14 protein-coding genes are annotated in these 16,044 nt (G+C 70.4%); 7 read left to right on the forward strand and 7 right to left on the reverse strand.

What is annotated here, in order from left to right; genetic code table 11:
• Positions 1–5: 5 nt before the first annotated feature.
• Positions 6–2,978: a beta-galactosidase gene (locus tag ACIQHQ_RS03055; protein WP_402609485.1), complete on the reverse strand. Its 2,973-nt coding sequence runs from the start codon at positions 2,976–2,978 to the stop codon at positions 6–8.
• A gap of 116 nt (positions 2,979–3,094) precedes the next feature.
• Between ACIQHQ_RS03055 and ACIQHQ_RS03060 the strand changes: the two genes are divergently transcribed.
• From ACIQHQ_RS03060 to ACIQHQ_RS03070, 3 genes are all read left to right on the forward strand, one after another.
• Positions 3,095–3,553 (forward strand): RrF2 family transcriptional regulator, encoded by a 459-nt coding sequence (locus ACIQHQ_RS03060; RefSeq protein WP_402609487.1) that lies wholly within the window; start codon positions 3,095–3,097, stop codon positions 3,551–3,553.
• A gap of 295 nt (positions 3,554–3,848) precedes the next feature.
• Positions 3,849–4,505, forward strand: a complete 657-nt coding sequence (locus ACIQHQ_RS03065) for a DUF4360 domain-containing protein (RefSeq protein WP_402609489.1) — start codon at positions 3,849–3,851, stop codon at positions 4,503–4,505.
• A gap of 217 nt (positions 4,506–4,722) precedes the next feature.
• The gene (locus tag ACIQHQ_RS03070; protein WP_402609491.1) at positions 4,723–4,956 is read left to right on the forward strand and encodes a hypothetical protein; all 234 of its coding nucleotides are present in this window, start codon (positions 4,723–4,725) and stop codon (positions 4,954–4,956) included.
• Positions 4,957–5,067: 111 nt separating this feature from the next.
• On the opposite strand, the gene ACIQHQ_RS03075 is transcribed toward ACIQHQ_RS03070, so the two are convergent.
• Positions 5,068–5,844, reverse strand: coding sequence for an alpha/beta fold hydrolase (locus ACIQHQ_RS03075; RefSeq protein ID WP_402610610.1), 777 nt, complete (start codon positions 5,842–5,844; stop codon positions 5,068–5,070).
• Between the two features lie 76 nt (positions 5,845–5,920).
• Between ACIQHQ_RS03075 and ACIQHQ_RS03080 the strand changes: the two genes are divergently transcribed.
• Together ACIQHQ_RS03080 and ACIQHQ_RS03085 are read left to right on the forward strand one after the other, a co-directional pair.
• Positions 5,921–6,469, forward strand: a complete 549-nt coding sequence (locus ACIQHQ_RS03080; RefSeq protein ID WP_402610611.1) for a YciI family protein — start codon at positions 5,921–5,923, stop codon at positions 6,467–6,469.
• 73 nt (positions 6,470–6,542) lie between these two features.
• The gene (locus tag ACIQHQ_RS03085; protein WP_402609493.1) at positions 6,543–7,001 is read left to right on the forward strand and encodes a PPOX class F420-dependent oxidoreductase; all 459 of its coding nucleotides are present in this window, start codon (positions 6,543–6,545) and stop codon (positions 6,999–7,001) included.
• A 25-nt stretch (positions 7,002–7,026) separates the two neighbouring features.
• Here the strand turns inward: ACIQHQ_RS03085 and ACIQHQ_RS03090 are convergent, their stop codons facing one another.
• Positions 7,027–7,275 (reverse strand): hypothetical protein, encoded by a 249-nt coding sequence (locus tag ACIQHQ_RS03090; protein ID WP_402609495.1) that lies wholly within the window; start codon positions 7,273–7,275, stop codon positions 7,027–7,029.
• A 239-nt stretch (positions 7,276–7,514) separates the two neighbouring features.
• Between ACIQHQ_RS03090 and ACIQHQ_RS03095 the strand changes: the two genes are divergently transcribed.
• Positions 7,515–8,501 (forward strand): arabinan endo-1,5-alpha-L-arabinosidase, encoded by a 987-nt coding sequence (locus tag ACIQHQ_RS03095; protein WP_402609497.1) that lies wholly within the window; start codon positions 7,515–7,517, stop codon positions 8,499–8,501.
• Positions 8,483–9,919 (forward strand): family 43 glycosylhydrolase, encoded by a 1,437-nt coding sequence (locus ACIQHQ_RS03100; RefSeq protein WP_402609499.1) that lies wholly within the window; start codon positions 8,483–8,485, stop codon positions 9,917–9,919. Before ACIQHQ_RS03095 ends, ACIQHQ_RS03100 begins: the two co-directional genes overlap by 19 nt.
• 89 nt (positions 9,920–10,008) lie before the next feature.
• Here the strand turns inward: ACIQHQ_RS03100 and ACIQHQ_RS03105 are convergent, their stop codons facing one another.
• From ACIQHQ_RS03105 to mmsA, 4 genes are all read right to left on the reverse strand, one after another.
• The gene (locus ACIQHQ_RS03105; protein ID WP_402609501.1) at positions 10,009–11,853 is read right to left on the reverse strand and encodes a pyridoxal phosphate-dependent aminotransferase; all 1,845 of its coding nucleotides are present in this window, start codon (positions 11,851–11,853) and stop codon (positions 10,009–10,011) included.
• Between the two features lie 170 nt (positions 11,854–12,023).
• On the reverse strand, positions 12,024–13,172 hold the full coding sequence (locus ACIQHQ_RS03110) for an aldose epimerase family protein (RefSeq protein ID WP_402609503.1): 1,149 nt from the start codon (positions 13,170–13,172) through the stop codon (positions 12,024–12,026).
• 57 nt (positions 13,173–13,229) lie between these two features.
• Positions 13,230–14,474, reverse strand: coding sequence for a multiple monosaccharide ABC transporter permease (gene mmsB / locus ACIQHQ_RS03115; RefSeq protein ID WP_402609505.1), 1,245 nt, complete (start codon positions 14,472–14,474; stop codon positions 13,230–13,232).
• The gene (gene mmsA, locus ACIQHQ_RS03120; RefSeq protein ID WP_402609508.1) at positions 14,471–16,021 is read right to left on the reverse strand and encodes a multiple monosaccharide ABC transporter ATP-binding protein; all 1,551 of its coding nucleotides are present in this window, start codon (positions 16,019–16,021) and stop codon (positions 14,471–14,473) included. Before mmsA ends, mmsB begins: the two co-directional genes overlap by 4 nt.
• Positions 16,022–16,044 lie beyond the last annotated feature (23 nt).

The raw sequence follows: 16,044 nt of genomic DNA on the forward strand, positions 1-16,044 counted from the left end.
TCCGGTCAGACCGGTTTCACGGGCACCCCTCCGGCCGCGGCACCCAGCAGCGTCAGCCGCACGTCCCCCGGCCCGGAGGGTGTGGTCCCGTCGGACAACACCGCCAACGCCAGTGTGTTGGCGCCACGTGTGCGCAGGATCCCGTTCGGCAGCACGAAGGTGTGCTGCGGGCCCACGTCGTTGATGTACTGGCCCATGTTCCAGCCGTTGAGGAAGATCTGGACGCGGTAGGCCCGGCCCGGGTCGTCGTCGAGGACGAGTCCGACCGAGGCGTCGACGCCCGGGTCGACGTCCAGCCGGAAGTCCGTCCGGTACCAGGTGACGCCCTGCCGCCGCTCGGCCCGGGGCAGTTGGGCGTCCTCCCAGTCCTTGTCGTCGTACTCCGGCAGGTGCCAGCCCTCGCGCTCCCCGTGCAGCCCGCCGGTGTTCAGCGGCCCGCGCACGGGGTCGGGCGTGGCGGTGCCCTGGATCCGCCAGGTGACCTCGGGGGAGGCGCCCTCGAAGGTGACGGCGGTCAGTCCCCGCGCGGCCTTGTGCGTGTCGAGCGCCTTGCCGTCCATGTCGTGCTGCATCCGTCGCACGAGCACGGACAGCACGTGCCGCTGCCCCTTCTCCTCCGCACGGAACCTCGTGCGCAGTTCCTTCGGCAGGCCGAAGCCGGCCTTCGCGGTCCACGTCCCCTGCCGCGCCCGGGCCTTGTCCGGCACCGGCATCCGGTGCGTTCCCAGCGGCTCGCCGTCCAGCCAGGCCATCAGCAGCCCCTGGGTGCCCGTGCTGTAGGCGAGGGACACGGTGTCGATGCCGCTCGCGCCGGTCCACTCGCCCCGGTACCAGACGTCGCCGTAGTGGAAGCCGTAGTCGTCGGCGAACAGGACGGGCTGCCCGTCGGGCACGGGGGTGGTGCTGAAGGTCGTCTGCTTGTCGGCCGTCGTCCAGTCCGAGTCGTCGAAGTCCGGCTCGGCCTCGGGGTTCCCGGCCCGCCGCCGCCAGCCGTCGAGGGCGGGCAGGGCCGGCCGGGTCACGCCGGGCAGCGACCCCAGCGCCCGCAGGCTGCCGGAGACGCTGACCCGGGTGGGGACCGGGCGGCCGTTCCAGGTGACGTGGGTGATCCCGCGCGGCACCCACACCTCCAGGCCGGACTCCCCGGTGGTGTCGCCGGTGAGATGGACCGTGGAGCCGCGCAGCTCGGCCGAGCGCAGCAGGGCGGGGCCGTAGACCAGGAGCGGACCGGACGGGGTCTCGTAGGGCCACAGCTGAAGGGCGGTGGCGTCGTCGGCGAACAGCACCAGCATCGGCGTGTCCACACCGTCGCCCTCGACCCGCACCCGGCTCAGCCCGCCGGCGCCGAGCGGAGCCGTGATGTTCAGCTTGCCCAGGTTGTACGCCCAGGCGGGCTCCGGGTCCAGCCGCATGGGCGTCGGTTCGTCCGCGCACTCCAGGACGACCTGCGCCATCTCGCCCCGGCGGCCCGCGAACAGGGCGATGTCCTGCCGCCCGATGGTCAGGCTCACCATGGGCTGCACGGTGGAGTGCACCAGTGTCCGCTTCCCGAGCCTCAGACCGGCGGCGATCAGCTTGGCGTCCCGGGCCGGGACGGTGACGGGCACGTCGATCCCGGCGTCCGGCAGCGTCGAGGAGACCGCTTCGCCGGTGTCGTTGCGCAGGACGTAGAAGTGGGCCCCGGTGTCGGGGTTGGTCAGGTGGTAGACCTTGATCCGCTCGTCGGTGGCCCGCACCGTCCTCGCCCGGTTCAGCTTGGCGAGGTCGGGCACGGACCGCAGCAACTGCCCCATCTGGTGCATCGGGGCGAGCTTCACGGTGGCGTTGCGGGCCTCGTCGAAGGCGGCGCCGTAGTCGTACGAGGTGTAGACGGCCGGCGCGGGCAGCCAGCCCCAGGAGGTGCCGCCGTAGGTCATGTAGACGTTGTGCAGCGTGATGCCGTTGGCGACGTTCGTGAGGTGGAAGCGCCGCTCGTACGCCGCGTCCCGGGTCCGGCGCGCCTCGGCGTACCCCTTGCCGTCGAACCAGGACCCGCCCCACGGGTCGAACCAGCCCCCGCCGAACTCGGGCATGAACCCGGGCGTCCGCGGACTGGCGCTCGCCCCGCCCTGCGCGCCGCCGGTCCCGAAGAGTCCCCAGTCCGGCGGCACCCGGTCCGGCTCCGGATACCCGTCGAACCCGTACAGCCAGCGCCCCTTCTCCCCGCCGGTGCCGAACGACCCCGGAGTCCAGTGGCCGTTGCGGCCCTTGTCGTTGTGGAACAGGGGTACGTCGATGCCGTCGGCGCGGACCTTCTCGTAGAGGTAGGACATGTAGGCGCGCCCGGACGGCTCGTCGACATGGGCGTCGTACTCGTTCTCGATCTGGTAGAGCAGGACGGTGCCCGTGCCCCGGGTGAACAGCCGTTTGGCGACGACGGCGTTGACCGCGGTCAGCCACTCGTCGACGTAGCGCAGATACGTCGGGTCGGAGGTCCGGGCCCGGCCCTCGGTCGCGGTCAGCCAGCCGGGGAAGCCGCCTGCGTCGACCTCCGCGTTGATGTACGGCCCCGGCCGCAGGATGACGTACATCCCCGCCTCGGCGGCCGTCCGCAGGAACAGGTCGAGGTCGCGCACGCCGGTGAAGTCGTACCGGCCGGGCGCGGGGGAGTGGTAGTTCCAGGCGACGTACACGCTGACGGCGTTGAAGCCGTGCGCGCGCATCTTCTCCAGCACGTCCCGCCACAGCGACGGGCTCGGCAGCCGGAAGGGGTGCATCTCGCCGGACCAGAGCACCAGCCGGCGGCCGTCGACCAGCAGTGAGTAGGGGTCGAAGCCCACCTCGTGCCGTCTGCCGTCCGCGCTCGGCACGGGTGGCGGCGGGCCGGTGGGGGCGGTGCGTGCCGGGTTGGCGGAGGTCGGCGACCCGCTGCCGGTCAGCGCGAAGCCGAGCGCCGCCGTGCCGGCCAGAGCGTGGAAGGTACGCCTGCTGAGCTCCAAGGGAGCGCCTCCTGTTGTGCCTTGCGGTGCGTGGTGCGTGGTGCGTGGTGCGTGTGCACGATGTGTTGCGCGGTGCGTGTGCTCAATGTCTACAGGGTGACGGCGACGATGGTCCTGTGAGGATCTCGGCACGTGCGGACTGCGCGGTACGAGCGGCCGTGGAACCGGCCGTCCGGCAGGGGGACGGGCCGGTCAAGGCGGAGGCCGTCGCCACCGCGCAGGGCATCCCCCACACGTTCCTGGAGGGGATCCTCGGCGATCTGCGGCGCGGCGGTGTCGTCGACAGCCGGCGCGGCGGGGACGGCGGCTATCGGCCGGCCCGGGCGGCCGCGGAGATCACGGTCGCGGACGTGATCCGGGCCGTGGACGGGCCGGTCGTCCCGGTGGGCGGCGACCGGCGGACCGGTCTCGCCTGCTCGGGCACGGCCGAGCCGTCGCTGCCGCTGTGGATCGCCCTGCGGGCCGATGTGCGCCAGATCCCGGAGGGGGTGACGATCGCCGACCTCGCGACCGGGACGCTGCCCGAGCCGGTGGAGCGGCGGGCGGCGGAACCGGCGGCCTGGGAGAACCCCTGAGGGGTGGCGGCCGGGTGCCGCGCGGTGCGTGGTCCTCATTCCGTCCTCGGTCCTCGCTCTGACGCACTGGTGCAACGCACCCTATGCGCCTGCCGGTGCCCGGGTGAATTCCCGCCAGTGTGAATGGCCGGACTGCGACCTGGCCCGCCCCTGCCGCCCTGCGTACGATGCGACCGCCCCCGCTCTTCACATCTCCTTCATGGAATGCTCACAGGTCGGGGGTGCGTCCGCCTGTCGCTTTGACATGCGCATGCCTACCTTCGCGATCCACCCCCCACGAACGGATGGGAGAACCATGGCCGGTGGCCTGCTCCTGAGCGGCGCGATCGCCGCACTGCTCACCAGCGCACTTCCCGCGCAATCCCCGTCCTCCGGGTTCGACGACCCGCCCCCGGACAAGATCGTCATCAAGGTCGCCACGGTGAACGGCTCCGGCTGCCCGCAGGGCACGGCGGCGGTCGCCGTCTCCGAGGACAACACGGCCTTCACGGTGACCTACAGCGACTACCTCGCCCAGGCCGGCGGGAACTCCGACCCGACCGCGTTCCGCAGGAACTGCCAGCTCAGCCTGGTCGTCCACGTCCCCGGCGGTTTCACCTACGCCATCGCGAGCGCGGACTACCGGGGCTTCGCCTCCCTCCAGCGCGGCGCGAGCGCCTCCCAGCGGGCCTCCTACTACTTCCAGGGCTCGCCCAGCACGGTGCACAAGAACCACCCCTTCAGCGGCCCCCTCAACGACAACTGGCAGGCCACCGACGAGACGGACTGGGCCCAACTGGTCTACGCGCCCTGCGGAGTCCAGCGCAACTTCAACATCAACACCGAACTCCGGGTCAACGCCGGCACCCAGTCGGCCGACAAGGTCAGCTTCATGACCATGGACTCCACGGACGGGGACATCAGCACGGTGTACCACCTGGCGTGGAAGCAGTGCCCCCCGAAGAAGTCGTGACGGGGTGAGGGGCGGCCCGCTGACCGGCGGGCCGCTCCTCACAGCGTGTTTCTCGACGTCCCGCGCAGCACCCACGGCGCCGGCCACGCGCTCTCGCCGCACCGGACACCGCGGGCACCGCACAGGACCTGCCCACACCCCCTGGCCGCGGCGAACCGTACCGGCCCCGGCCAGTCCCGTCCCGGTCAGTACGTAGACGGCGAGGGCGGGCAGCGGCATGTACCCACCCGGGCCGTCGATCTCGTCGACGAAGGACAGCGAGAGCAGCGCCCAGAGCAGTCCGCCGCCGACCATCAGCGCGGTGTTGCCGTTCTCCCGCATGGCGCGCATCCCCGCCCCCAGCAGGAGGGGCATGAGAGCCCAGGAACCGGCCGTGGTCACCAGCCACTCGAAGGCGCCGGCGAACACCGTCGCCTCGCCCGTCGCCGCTTTGCCGCGGGCCCACGCGTAGCCGGTGGTCATCAGGGTGTGACAGGCGGCGGTGGCGGCGGTGACGGTGACGGCGCCTTTGACTAATCGTACGAATCGCATGGCGGGAACCTCGCTCTTCGATGAGGGGCGGTCAGTCCCGGGGCGTGAGCGCCGCCGCGGTGGCCGTCACGAAGGCCTCGGGGTTGTCCAGCATGATGTTGTGGCCGCACTCGGGGATCGCGACGACGGACACACCGGCCGCGGTGAGGGCCTCGGCGCCCGGGAGCGGGCCTTCGGACTCCGGGAGCAGGAAGGTGCGGGGGACCGTCAGCTCCAGCAGGAGCTCGCGCATGGTGGGGTCGGTGCCGCGCGTGAGGTGGAACGCGCTGCGGTGCAGGGCCTCCCGGCCGGCCAGGCGCATCGTGGACCACCAGTGGGGGCCGACCCGGTCGCGGACCTCCTCCCAGCCGCCGCCCCTCACGAACTCCTCCTCCGGATAGGCGGCGATACCGCTGCTGCCCGACGAACCGGGCGCGCGCGGGATCGGGTCCAGGTTGGCGTCGATCAGGACCAGCCGGGAGACCAGGTGGGGATGGCGGGCCGCCAGGACGATCGCCACCGAGCCGCCCATGCTGTGGGCGATCAGCTCGGCGGCGGAGGCACCCGCCGAGGTCAGGGCGCCGGCGAGCGCGTCGGCGTGTGATTCCAGCGTGTAGTCGAAGTGCGTCGGGCGGTCGCTGATGCCGTGGCCCAGGAGGTCCAGCAGCAGTGAGCGGCGCCCGGCCAGCCTCGGATCGGCCGCGACCTTGGTGAAGTACGCCGGTGATGTGGCGCCCAGGCCGTGCACGTAGACGCGAGGCGGTTCCTGCCCCGGAAGTTCGACCCAGCGGATTCGATCGCCCTCGGGGGTCACGGCGGCGCTGTGCACTGTCTGCATCTCCTGCGGTCACGAGTTGGTGGAGGAACGAGAGTAGCCAGCGGTGGACATGACAGGGTCTCGCACCATGGAGTTCTTCTGCTATCACCGTGACCGGTCCGGCTCTCTGCGGTTGCGGGAGGAACTGGGGGAGGCGCACTGGGCCTACATGGACCGGTACGAGGCGGAACTGATCGCCCGCGGGCCGACGTTCGCCGCCGACGGGCAGACGCCCACCGGCAGCGTCCACATCGTCGATCTGCCGGACCCCTCGACCGCCCGCGCGTTCGCCTTCGACGAGCCCAACCAGCAGGCCGGCGTGTACCGGGACGTCCTGCTGCGGCGGTGGCGCAACGTGCTGGGGCGCACCATGTGGGACTTCCCCGGGAGCCGTACGGAGGGTCACCACTACCTGGTCCTCGGCCTCGGCGAGGGTCCGGCCGCCGACCTCGACGTACCGCCCGGCCGCGACGACCTGATCGCGTACGGGCCGCTGCTGTCCGACGACGGCGACGTCTGGGTCGGTACGGCTGCGCTGGTCCGGGCCCCGGACGCGGAGTCGGCACGCGCCGTCGTGACCCGGGAGCGGTACGCCGTCGTCGAGGTGCACGACTGGGAGTTCGGCGGACGGCGGTGACGACCCGTCAAGTGTTTCGTGTGTGGCGGGGCGGGTGTGAAATGTTGTGGCCGTCCTGGGTGTTGAGCACGACATGACCCACAGACCGGCACCCCGCCCCCTGTCCGACGAAGCGCTCTCCGACCTGCTCGGCAGGCAGCAGTTCGGCACGCTCGCCACCGTCAAGCGCAGTGGCCACCCGCACCTGACCACCATGGTGTACAGCTGGGACCCCGAGGCCCGCGTCGTGCGGTTCTCCACGACGGCCGACCGCGTCAAACTCGCGCACCTGCGCCGCGACCCGCGTGCGGCGCTGCACGTCCAGGGCGGGGACGTGTGGTCGTTCGCCGTCGCCGAGGGCGAGGCCGAGATCTCCGACATCACGACCGCTCCCGGGGACCCGGTGGGCCGCGAACTCCTCGCCATGCTCCCGCAGTCCGCCAGGCCGGAGGACGAGGAGACCTTCCTGCGGCACCTGGTCGACGAACGCCGCGTGGTCATCCGGCTGAAGGTCGACCGGCTGTACGGAACGGCACTCGACATCGACGGCTGAGTCGTCGTCCTCCGCCGATCACCGGTCAGGCGGGACCGCGGGTCCGGCGTCGCGCGGCGATGAGGGGGGCCGGCATGTCGGGAACGGGGTGCCGGTTCCGCCGGCCGCCCTGCGCCGCGAACGGCCCGCCCCGGCTGCCGATCACCGCCACCGCTTCCTCCCGCCCCGCCCCGACCGCCCGGTGGCCGCTCGGGCTCACCACGCCGAGCCGGCGGCCCTGCGCGTACTCGTCCTGGTCCTTCCGGTCCCATCGCGAAAGGCCGGGTGCGATCACCGGGTCCAGGAAGAGGCCGAAGGTGTCGAACCCCGGGGCCGGTCACGACGTACCGTGCCGGCGCGGGGTTGCGCCGCGCTCGCCGGCCTGTCGGCGTACTCGCCCGGGAGAGTCGCTCGCGGATGTTGCTGCGCGGACCATTGACGCGCAAGGTGTTCGATTCTACGGTCCGTTCGAACTTGCGATCGCTGTTCGAGGTATCGATCAGCCTTTCCTCCCACCGCAAGGAGAGGACCCGCATGAGCCGCAGTCCCCGCACCTTCCGCAGGCGAACCGCTCTCTTCGCCCTCCCCGCCGCCGCCCTCCTGGCGCTGATTCCGGGCACGGCGTCCGCCTACCCCAACCCGGGCCGCGTCACCGGTGACGTCGTCACCCACGACCCGTCGATGATCCGCACCTCGTCCGGCCAGTACCTGCTCTACGCCACCGGCGGCGGCATCTCCCACAAGACCAGCAGTGACCGCACCGCCTTCCGCAACGGTGCCGACGCCTTCTCCAGCAGGCCGGGCTGGTGGCGGAACTACTCGTCCGTCCCGGAGGCCTGGGCGCCGGACATCTCGTACCACGGCGGCAAGTACCTGATGTACTACTCCGTCTCGAAGTTCGGCTCGAACACGTCCGCCATCGGCCTCGCGACCTCCAGCACCGGCCGGCCGGGCAGCTGGACCGACCAGGGCACCGTCCACACCTCGAACTCCTCCAGCGACTACAACGCCATCGACCCGAACCTCTTCGTGGACGACGACGGCAAGTGGTGGATGTCCTTCGGGAGTTGGTGGACCGGGATCAAGATGGTCCAGATCAACCCGTCCACCGGGAAGCAGCTGGCCTCCCACACCACCCGGTACTCGCTCGCCTCCCGCCCCACCGGGACCAAGGCCGTCGAGGCGCCCTTCATCGTCAAACGGGGCGGTTACTACTACCTCTTCGCCTCGTACGACACCTGCTGCAACGGGACGAGCTCGACGTACAAGGTGAAGGTCGGGCGAGCTTCCAGCGTCACCGGGCCGTACCGCGACAAGAACGGCGTCGACCTGATGAACAACGGCGGCACGCCCGTCCTCGAGTCGCACGGCAACGTCATCGGCCCGGGCGGACAGTCGATCATGAACGACGGCGACGGTGACCTGATCGTCTACCACTACTACGACGGCAACGCCGGCGGCACACCCAAGCTCGGCATCAACCTTCTGAACTGGAGCAGCGGATGGCCCGTCGCATACTGACCCTCCTGGCCGCGCTGCTGCTGGCCCTGTCCGTCGGCCAGTCCTCCGCGAGCGCCGCCTCGTTCGCCAACCCGGTCAAGTCCGTCAAGGGCGCCGACCCCTGGATCTCGTATCACGACGGCAACTACTACCTGGTGACGACCAGTTGGACCGACGTCATCACCATCCGCAAGTCCACCACCCTCGCCGGGCTCTCCACCGCGCCCAGTGTGCAGGTGTGGAAGGGCGACGCCGCCTCCCGCTGCTGCAACATCTGGGCGCCGGAGCTGCACTTCCTCAACGGCCGCTGGTACCTGTACTACGTCGCCGGGCAGAACGTCTCCGACTACAACCCGACGCAGCGCAGCCACGTGCTGGAGAGCGCCGGGTCCGACCCCATGGGGCCGTACACCTACAAGGGGCAGCTCAACAGCGCGTGGATGCTGGACCCGAGCGTGCTGAACGTCGGGGGCAGGCTGTACATGCTCGGCAGCGCGAACACGGGCGGGACGCAGAACGTCGTCATCGCCCCGATGTCCAACCCGTACACCGTCAGCGGCTCGTACTCGACGATCTCGACCCCGACGTACGCCTGGGAGCGGCAGGGCGGCACGGTCAACGAGGGCGCGGAGATCCTGCAACGCAACGGCCGGACCTTCCTGATCTACTCGGCGAGCGGCTGCTGGACGCCCGACTACAAACTCGGGCAGCTGGAGCTGACCGGCTCCAACCCGCTGTCCGCCTCCTCCTGGACCAAGAAGTCCACGCCCGTCTTCCAGCGCAGCGACGCGGGCGGCGTCTACGGTCCCGGCCACAACGGCTTCTTCACCTCGCCCGACGGCCGCGAGAACTGGATCGTCCACCACGCCAACGACTCCGCCTCCGAAGGCTGCGACAACGGCCGTACGACCCGGGCGCAGAAGTTCACCTGGAACTCCGACGGCACGCCGAACCTCGGCATCCCGGTACGGCTGGGTGCCTCGCTCGCCGGGCCCTCCGGCGAACCCGCCTCCGCCGCGACGACCTACACGGTCACCAACCGCAACAGCGGCAAGTGCATGGCGGTGGCGGGTGGTTCGTCGGCCGACGGAGCCGACGTCGCGCAGTACACCTGCAACGGCGGCACCAGTCAGCGCTGGCGCCTGGAGGACCTCGGCGACGACACGCACCGGCTGGTGAACGTCGCCACCGGCAAGGTCCTCGACACCGCCGACTGCTCGGCCGCCGACGGCGCCGACCTGCGCCAGTGGTCCTGGCTGAACAACACCTGCCAGCGGTTCCGGTTCGTCGCCACGGACGGTGGCCACGTCCGCATCGTCAACCAGGCCACGGGCAAGGTGGCCGACGTCGCCGACTGCTCCACGGCGGACAGCGCCGACGTACGCCAGTGGACATGGCGCAACAACAACTGCCAGCAGTGGAAGCTGACGGCGGTGTAGTCACCTCAGGGGGCGCGGGGAACCGTGCGACAAGCCACGAGGGATCCCACGCCCCTGCGGTCACAGAATCCGCCTGTGGCGAGAAGGCGCTATCCGGCCTGCCCCATCCCCGCCGCGTTGGGCCAGTTCTGCGCGGCGGGCCACCCCGTGGCCGGCGCCGGTGTCAGCCCGTTGGTACCCCGCACCTGCGCGGCCGTCAGGCCGCCACGGGCCGGGACACCGGGCGGCGTGGGCCCGGTGAACGGGGCGGCCATCGGTGTCGGCGCGGGCGCGGCGGCCGGGACCGGCGCCGGGGCAGGCACCGGCGCCGGGACCTGGGCGGCGGGCGCCAGGGGCGGCGCCGGGGCGGCCATCGGCTGGGGAGCGGGCTGCGGCATCTGGGGCTGGGGCTGTGGCTGGGGCTGCGGCATCTGCGGCTGGGGCATCTGCGCCGCAGCCGGCATCGGCATCCCACCGGTCGTGCCCGCCGGTACGGCGGACGCGGCGGCGGGGAGCGGCATGCCGATGCCGGTGGTCGGAGCGGGTACCGGGGCCGGGGCGAGCCCCGGTCCACCGCCGACGCCGGTACTCGCGGCCGCAGGCGCGGGTACCGGCGCGGGGGAGAACCCCGGGCCGCCCGCCCCGGCGCTCGCGGCAGCCGGAGCCGCGGCGAGCCCCGGCCCCCCGGCGGCGGCCGGAACCGCGGCCATCCCCACGGCCTGCGCCGCGAGCCCTCGCATGCCCGACCCGTTCGTCTCGCTCACCAGACGGTCCACGGCCGCCGTACCCGAGCTGTAGCTGGTCCCGTTGCCCAGCTCGGGTACGGCGGCTCCCCTCCTGGACGTCCCGTAGAGCACCTGTTCCAGGCCGGACACCAGGCGACGCACGTCCACCTGGGGGCGCACCACGAGACGCAGGAAGCGACTGGACGAACCGATCTTGTTGCCGCACTCGCGGACCAGGATCCGGTGCTCGGTGAGCATCCGGTCCCGGACCACGGTGCCCTCGGCGCCCACGGGGAGGCGCACGAAGAGGAAGTTGCCCTGCGACGGGTAGACCGTCAGCCCGGGCAGGGAGGAGAGCTGGCCGGCCATGTCGAGGCGGTCGCGCCGCACCTGCTGCAGGCTCTGCGCGTACTCGGCGCCATGCTCCTTCAGCATGAAGACGACGTGCTCGGCGAAGGAGTTGAGATTCCACTTCGGGAGCATCGAGCGGACCCGGCCCGCGAGCGCCGGGTTGGCGACGAGATAGCCGAAGCGGATGCCGTGCAGGCCGAAGTTCTTGCCGAGGCTGCGCAGCACGACGACGTTGGGCCGCAGCATCGCCTCCTGGACGACGGACGGCTCGGCCTCGGCGTCCGCGAACTCCAGGAACGACTCGTCCACGACGATCAGGTCGAGGTCGGCCATGGCGTCCATGAACTGCACGACGGCGTGCTTGTGGAGGAAGCCGCCGTCGGGGTTGTTCGGGTTGCAGATCACCGCGACGCGGGTGCCGCGGGCCCGGATGAACTCGGCGTACTGCGCGAGGTCCAGGGCGAAGCCGCTGGACTCCTGGAGCGGGAACATGTCGACCCGCTTGCCGGTCTCCATGGGCTGGTCGGTCCAGCGGCCGAAGGTGGGGACGGGGACGGCGAGGGACTCGCGCACCAGCAGGTGGTCGATCCAGGTGATGAGCTCGGTCGAGCCGTTGCCCATGGCCACGCACTGCGGGGGCAGCTGGAGCAGGCTGCACAGCTCGGCGGTGATCGTGTCTGCGCTGCTCGGGTAGTACGTGATGATGTCGCGCAGCCGGCCCGCCATGTCCTCGAACATGGCCGGGGTCGGGAAGTACGGGTTGCAGGGGATACAGAAGTCCACGGGGCCGGCTCCCTCGCCGCCCTCACGTGTCAGAGCCGCCATCGACGGGCTGTGTGCCGCGGTACTGCGGAACAGCGACGTGACGTTGTCGGCCATGGAACCTCCGTATGAGGCGGGCCCGTTGGGGACGGCCGGGCCCGATGTGCAAGGGCGGCCCGCGCGGGGGAGCGCGGGCCGCCCTCTCATACGGAGACCACAGGGGCACTGTTCAACCGTCGGGAAATCGGTGGAACCTGTGCTCCTTCTGTGAAGGCCTGTCGGCGGCCTCAGCAGCCGAACGTGTGGATCGTGGTCGTCCGGTAGGTCTGCCCCGGTCGCAGCACCGTCGACGGGAACTTCGGCTTGTTCGGCGAGTCCGGGAAGTGCTGCGTCTCCAGGCACAGGGCGTCGCCCTGCCGGTAGGTGCGGCCCGACGGGCCGGTCAGCGTGCCGTCGAGGAAGTTGCCGGAGTAGAACTGCAGGCCCGGCTCGTTCGTGGCGATCTTCAGGCTGCGGCCGGAAGCCGGGTCGCGCAGGGTCGCGACGTGCTCGGGCCGGGCGGTGATGCCCTTGTCGAGGACCCAGTTGTGGTCGAAGCCCTTGGCGGTCACCAGCTGCGGGTGCGAGGCGCGGATGTCCCGGCCGATCGGCTTGGCCCGGGTGAAGTCGAACGGCGTGCCCGCGACCTTGACCAGCTCGCCCGTGGGGATCAGGCCCGCGTCGGTGGGCGTGTAGCGGGAGGCCGCGATGTGCAGCTCGTGGTCCTCGATCGTGCCGCTGCCCTCGCCGGCCAGGTTCCAGTACACGTGGCTGGTGAGGTTGACGACGGTGGCCTTGTCCGTGGTGGCCTCGTAGTCGATGCGCCAGTCGCCGTGCCGGGTGAGCGTGTACGTCACCTTCGTCCTGAGCGTGCCCGGGTAGCCCATCTCGCCGTCGACGCTCGTGTAGTGCAGGCGCAGACCGACGTCGGAGCCCTTGGTGAACGGCTCGACGTCCCACACGCGCTTGTCGAATCCCTGGGCGCCGCCGTGCAGGCTCTGCTCGCCGTCGTTCACGGACAGCTGGTAGGTCTTGCCGTCGAGGGTGAACTTGCCCTTGCCGATGCGGTTGCCGTAACGGCCGATCAGCGCACCGAAGTACGGGGTCTTCGCGACATAGTCCTCGAGGTTGTCGAAGCCCGCGGAGACGTTGGCGTACCGGCCGCGACGGTCGGGGATCTCCAGGGACTGGACGACACCGCCCCAGGAAAGGACCTTCAGGCGGGTGCCGCCGTTCTCCAGCGACCAGCTGTGGACCTTGGTGCCGTCGGCCAGCTTGCCGAAGAGCGTCTTCACCGGCTTCCTTCCTCCCGTGGCCTGTGCCGTGCCGCCGAGCGTGGTGGCGGCTAAGCCCGCCGCCGCGGCCCCCGCGATGACCGTGCGTCTGTTCAGTTCCATGTGTGCGGCTCCCGATGAGGAGAGGGCCCCGCCTCCCCGGCGGGGCCCCCATCTGGCTTACGAACCGACCTTGCGCTTGTTCCACACGTCGAACCCGACCGCCGCCAGGAGCACCATGCCCTTGATGACCTGCTGCCAGTCGGTACCGATGCCGACGAGGTTCATACCGTTGTTCAGCACGCCCAGGACCAGGCCACCGATGATCGCGCCGAGCACGGTGCCGACACCGCCGCTCATCGACGCACCGCCGATGAACGAGGCCGCGATCGCCTCCAGCTCGAAGTTGAGGCCGGCCTTGGGGGAGGCCGCGTTGAAGCGGGCGGCGAAGACCAGACCCGCCAGGGCCGCGAGCATGCCCATGTTCAGGAAGACCAGGAAGGTGACCTTCTTGTCCTTCACACCCGACAGCTTGGCCGCCGGGAGGTTGCCGCCGATGGCGTAGATGTGGCGGCCGATGATCGCGTTGCGCATGACGTAGCCGAAGCCGACGAGCAGCACGCCCAGGATGAGCAGCACGATCGGGGCGCCCTTGTAGCTGGCCAGCAGCATGGTGAGCGTCAGCACCGCGGCGCCGATCGCGACCAGCTTCAGCAGGAACAGCTTGGTGGGCGGGACCTCCAGGTCGAACTCCTGCTGCCGCTTGCGGTCACGGACCTCCTGGAAGATCACGAAGGCGATCATCGCGAAGCCCAGCAGCAGGGTGAGGTTGTGGTAGTTCGTGTTCGGGCCGACCTCGGGCAGGAACCCGTTGGCGACCTTCTGCAGTCCGTCCGGGAACGGGCCGAGGGTCTGGCCCTCCAGGAAGATCTCCGTCAGACCGCGGAAGATCAGCATGCCCGCCAGGGTCACGATGAACGACGGTATGCCGCCGTACGCGATGAAGAACCCCTGTACGGCACCCGCGACCGCGCCCACCGCCAGGCACAGCACCACGGCGAGTGGCCACGGCAGGTCCTGCTTGACCATGAACACGGCGGCCATCGACCCGACGAAGGCCGTCAGTGAGCCGACCGACAGGTCGATGTGGCCGGCGATGATGACCAGCATCATGCCGATCGCGAGGATCAGGATGTAGCTGTTCTGCAGCACCAGGTTGGAGACGTTGCGCGGCAGCAGCAGGTCACCGTCGGTCCAGACGGCGAACAGGACCACGATCAGGCCCAGGGCGATCAGCATGCCGTACTGCCGCATGTTGCGGCGCATGCCGTCGATCACCAGCTGCAGCAGGCCGTCGGCCGCGGCCCCTCCGCTCTTGCCCGGCGGCGCGGGGGCCGGGCTCTTGGCGGTCACGTCCGTGCTCATCGGGTTACCTCTTTGTCCTTCGTCATCTGACGCATCAGCGATTCCTGGGAGGCCTCGGCCCGCGAGAACTCACCCGTCAGCCGTCCCGCGGCCATCGTGTAGATGCGGTCGCACATGCCGAGCAGCTCGGGCAGCTCGGAGGAGATGAAGACGACCGCCTTGCCCTGGGCGGCCAGCTGGTCGATGACCGTGTAGATCTCGTACTTGGCGCCGACGTCGATACCGCGTGTCGGTTCGTCAAGGATCAGCACGTCCGGACCCGAGAAGATCCACTTGCTGAGGACGACCTTCTGCTGGTTGCCGCCGGACAGCTTGCCCACCGGCTCGAACACCGTCGGCGCCTTGATGTTCATGGACTTGCGAAAGCCCTCGGCGACCTGCCGCTCCTCGTGCTCGTCGACCACACCGCGCTTGGCGACCTTGCCCAGGGCGCTCAGCGAGATGTTCCGGTTGATGGTGTCGATGAGGTTGAGGCCGTAGTGCTTGCGGTCCTCGGTGACGTACGCGATGCCGTGCTTGACCGCCTCGGGGACGGACTTCGTACGGATCTCCTTGCCGTCCTTGAGGACGGTGCCGCCCGCGTACCGGCCGTAGGTCCGCCCGAAGACGCTCATCGCGAGTTCGGTGCGGCCGGCGCCCATCAGACCGGCGATCCCGACGATCTCCCCGCGCCGCACGTGGATCGACACGTCGTCGCACACCTTGCGCTGCTGGTCGATCGGGTGGTGCACGGTCCAGCCCCGGATCTCCAGGGCGGGTGCCGCGCCTTCCTCGGGCTCGTGCGGAGACCGCTCGGGGAAGCGGTTCTCCAGGTCGCGGCCGACCATGCCGCTGATGATCCGGTCCTCGGTGGTCTCCGGGGCCTTCACATCGAGGGTCTCGATGGTCTGGCCGTCGCGGAGGATCGTCACCGAGTCGGCGACCTTGCGGATCTCGTTGAGCTTGTGGGAGATGATGATCGAGGTGATGCCCTGCCTCTTCAACTCCAGGATGAGGTCCAGGAGTTTCCCGCTGTCCTCGTCGTTCAGGGCGGCGGTCGGCTCATCCAGGATGAGCAGCTTCACCTTCTTCGACAGGGCCTTCGCGATCTCCACGAGCTGCTGCTTGCCCACGCCGATGTCGGCGACGCGGGTGTCGGGGTGGTCGGCGAGACCCACCCGGCGCAGCAGCTCGGTGGCGTGCCGCAGCGTCTCGGTCCAGCTGATGATGCCCCGGGTGGCGTGCTCGTTGCCGAGGAAGATGTTCTCCGCGAGGGAGAGGTAGGGCACCAGCGCCAGCTCCTGGTGGATGATCACGATGCCGCGCTCTTCGCTGGCCCGGATGTCCTTGAACTGGCAGACCTCACCCTCGAAGAGGATGTCGCCCTCGTACGTGCCGTGCGGGTGGACGCCGGAGAGGACCTTCATGAGCGTCGACTTGCCGGCGCCGTTCTCCCCGCAGATGGCGTGGACCTCGCCCTGCTGGACGGTCAGTGTGACGTCCGACAGCGCCTTGACGCCGGGAAAGGTCTTGACGATCGAGCGCATTTCCAGGACGGGTCCCGCCATGGTCGTGCCTTCCAATCAGTGGT

It is taken from the genome of Streptomyces sp. NPDC092370, assembly GCF_044755265.1.
Classification (GTDB): Bacteria; Actinomycetota; Actinomycetes; order Streptomycetales; family Streptomycetaceae; genus Streptomyces.

Excerpts from the sequence above, each read along its gene's own strand:
- mmsB (WP_402609505.1), bottom strand. The coding sequence starts at position 14,474 with ATGAGCACGGACGTGACCGCCAAGAGCCCGGCCCCCGCGCCGCCGGGC.
- ACIQHQ_RS03100 (WP_402609499.1), top strand. The coding sequence starts at position 8,483 with ATGGCCCGTCGCATACTGACCCTCCTGGCCGCGCTGCTGCTGGCCCTG.
- ACIQHQ_RS03085 (WP_402609493.1), top strand. The coding sequence starts at position 6,543 with ATGACCCACAGACCGGCACCCCGCCCCCTGTCCGACGAAGCGCTCTCC.
- mmsA (WP_402609508.1), bottom strand. The coding sequence starts at position 16,021 with ATGGCGGGACCCGTCCTGGAAATGCGCTCGATCGTCAAGACCTTTCCC.
- ACIQHQ_RS03065 (WP_402609489.1), top strand. The coding sequence starts at position 3,849 with ATGGCCGGTGGCCTGCTCCTGAGCGGCGCGATCGCCGCACTGCTCACC.
- ACIQHQ_RS03110 (WP_402609503.1), bottom strand. The coding sequence starts at position 13,172 with ATGGAACTGAACAGACGCACGGTCATCGCGGGGGCCGCGGCGGCGGGC.
- ACIQHQ_RS03080 (WP_402610611.1), top strand. The coding sequence starts at position 5,921 with ATGGAGTTCTTCTGCTATCACCGTGACCGGTCCGGCTCTCTGCGGTTG.
- ACIQHQ_RS03105 (WP_402609501.1), bottom strand. The coding sequence starts at position 11,853 with ATGGCCGACAACGTCACGTCGCTGTTCCGCAGTACCGCGGCACACAGC.
- ACIQHQ_RS03070 (WP_402609491.1), top strand. The coding sequence starts at position 4,723 with ATGTACCCACCCGGGCCGTCGATCTCGTCGACGAAGGACAGCGAGAGC.
- ACIQHQ_RS03095 (WP_402609497.1), top strand. The coding sequence starts at position 7,515 with ATGAGCCGCAGTCCCCGCACCTTCCGCAGGCGAACCGCTCTCTTCGCC.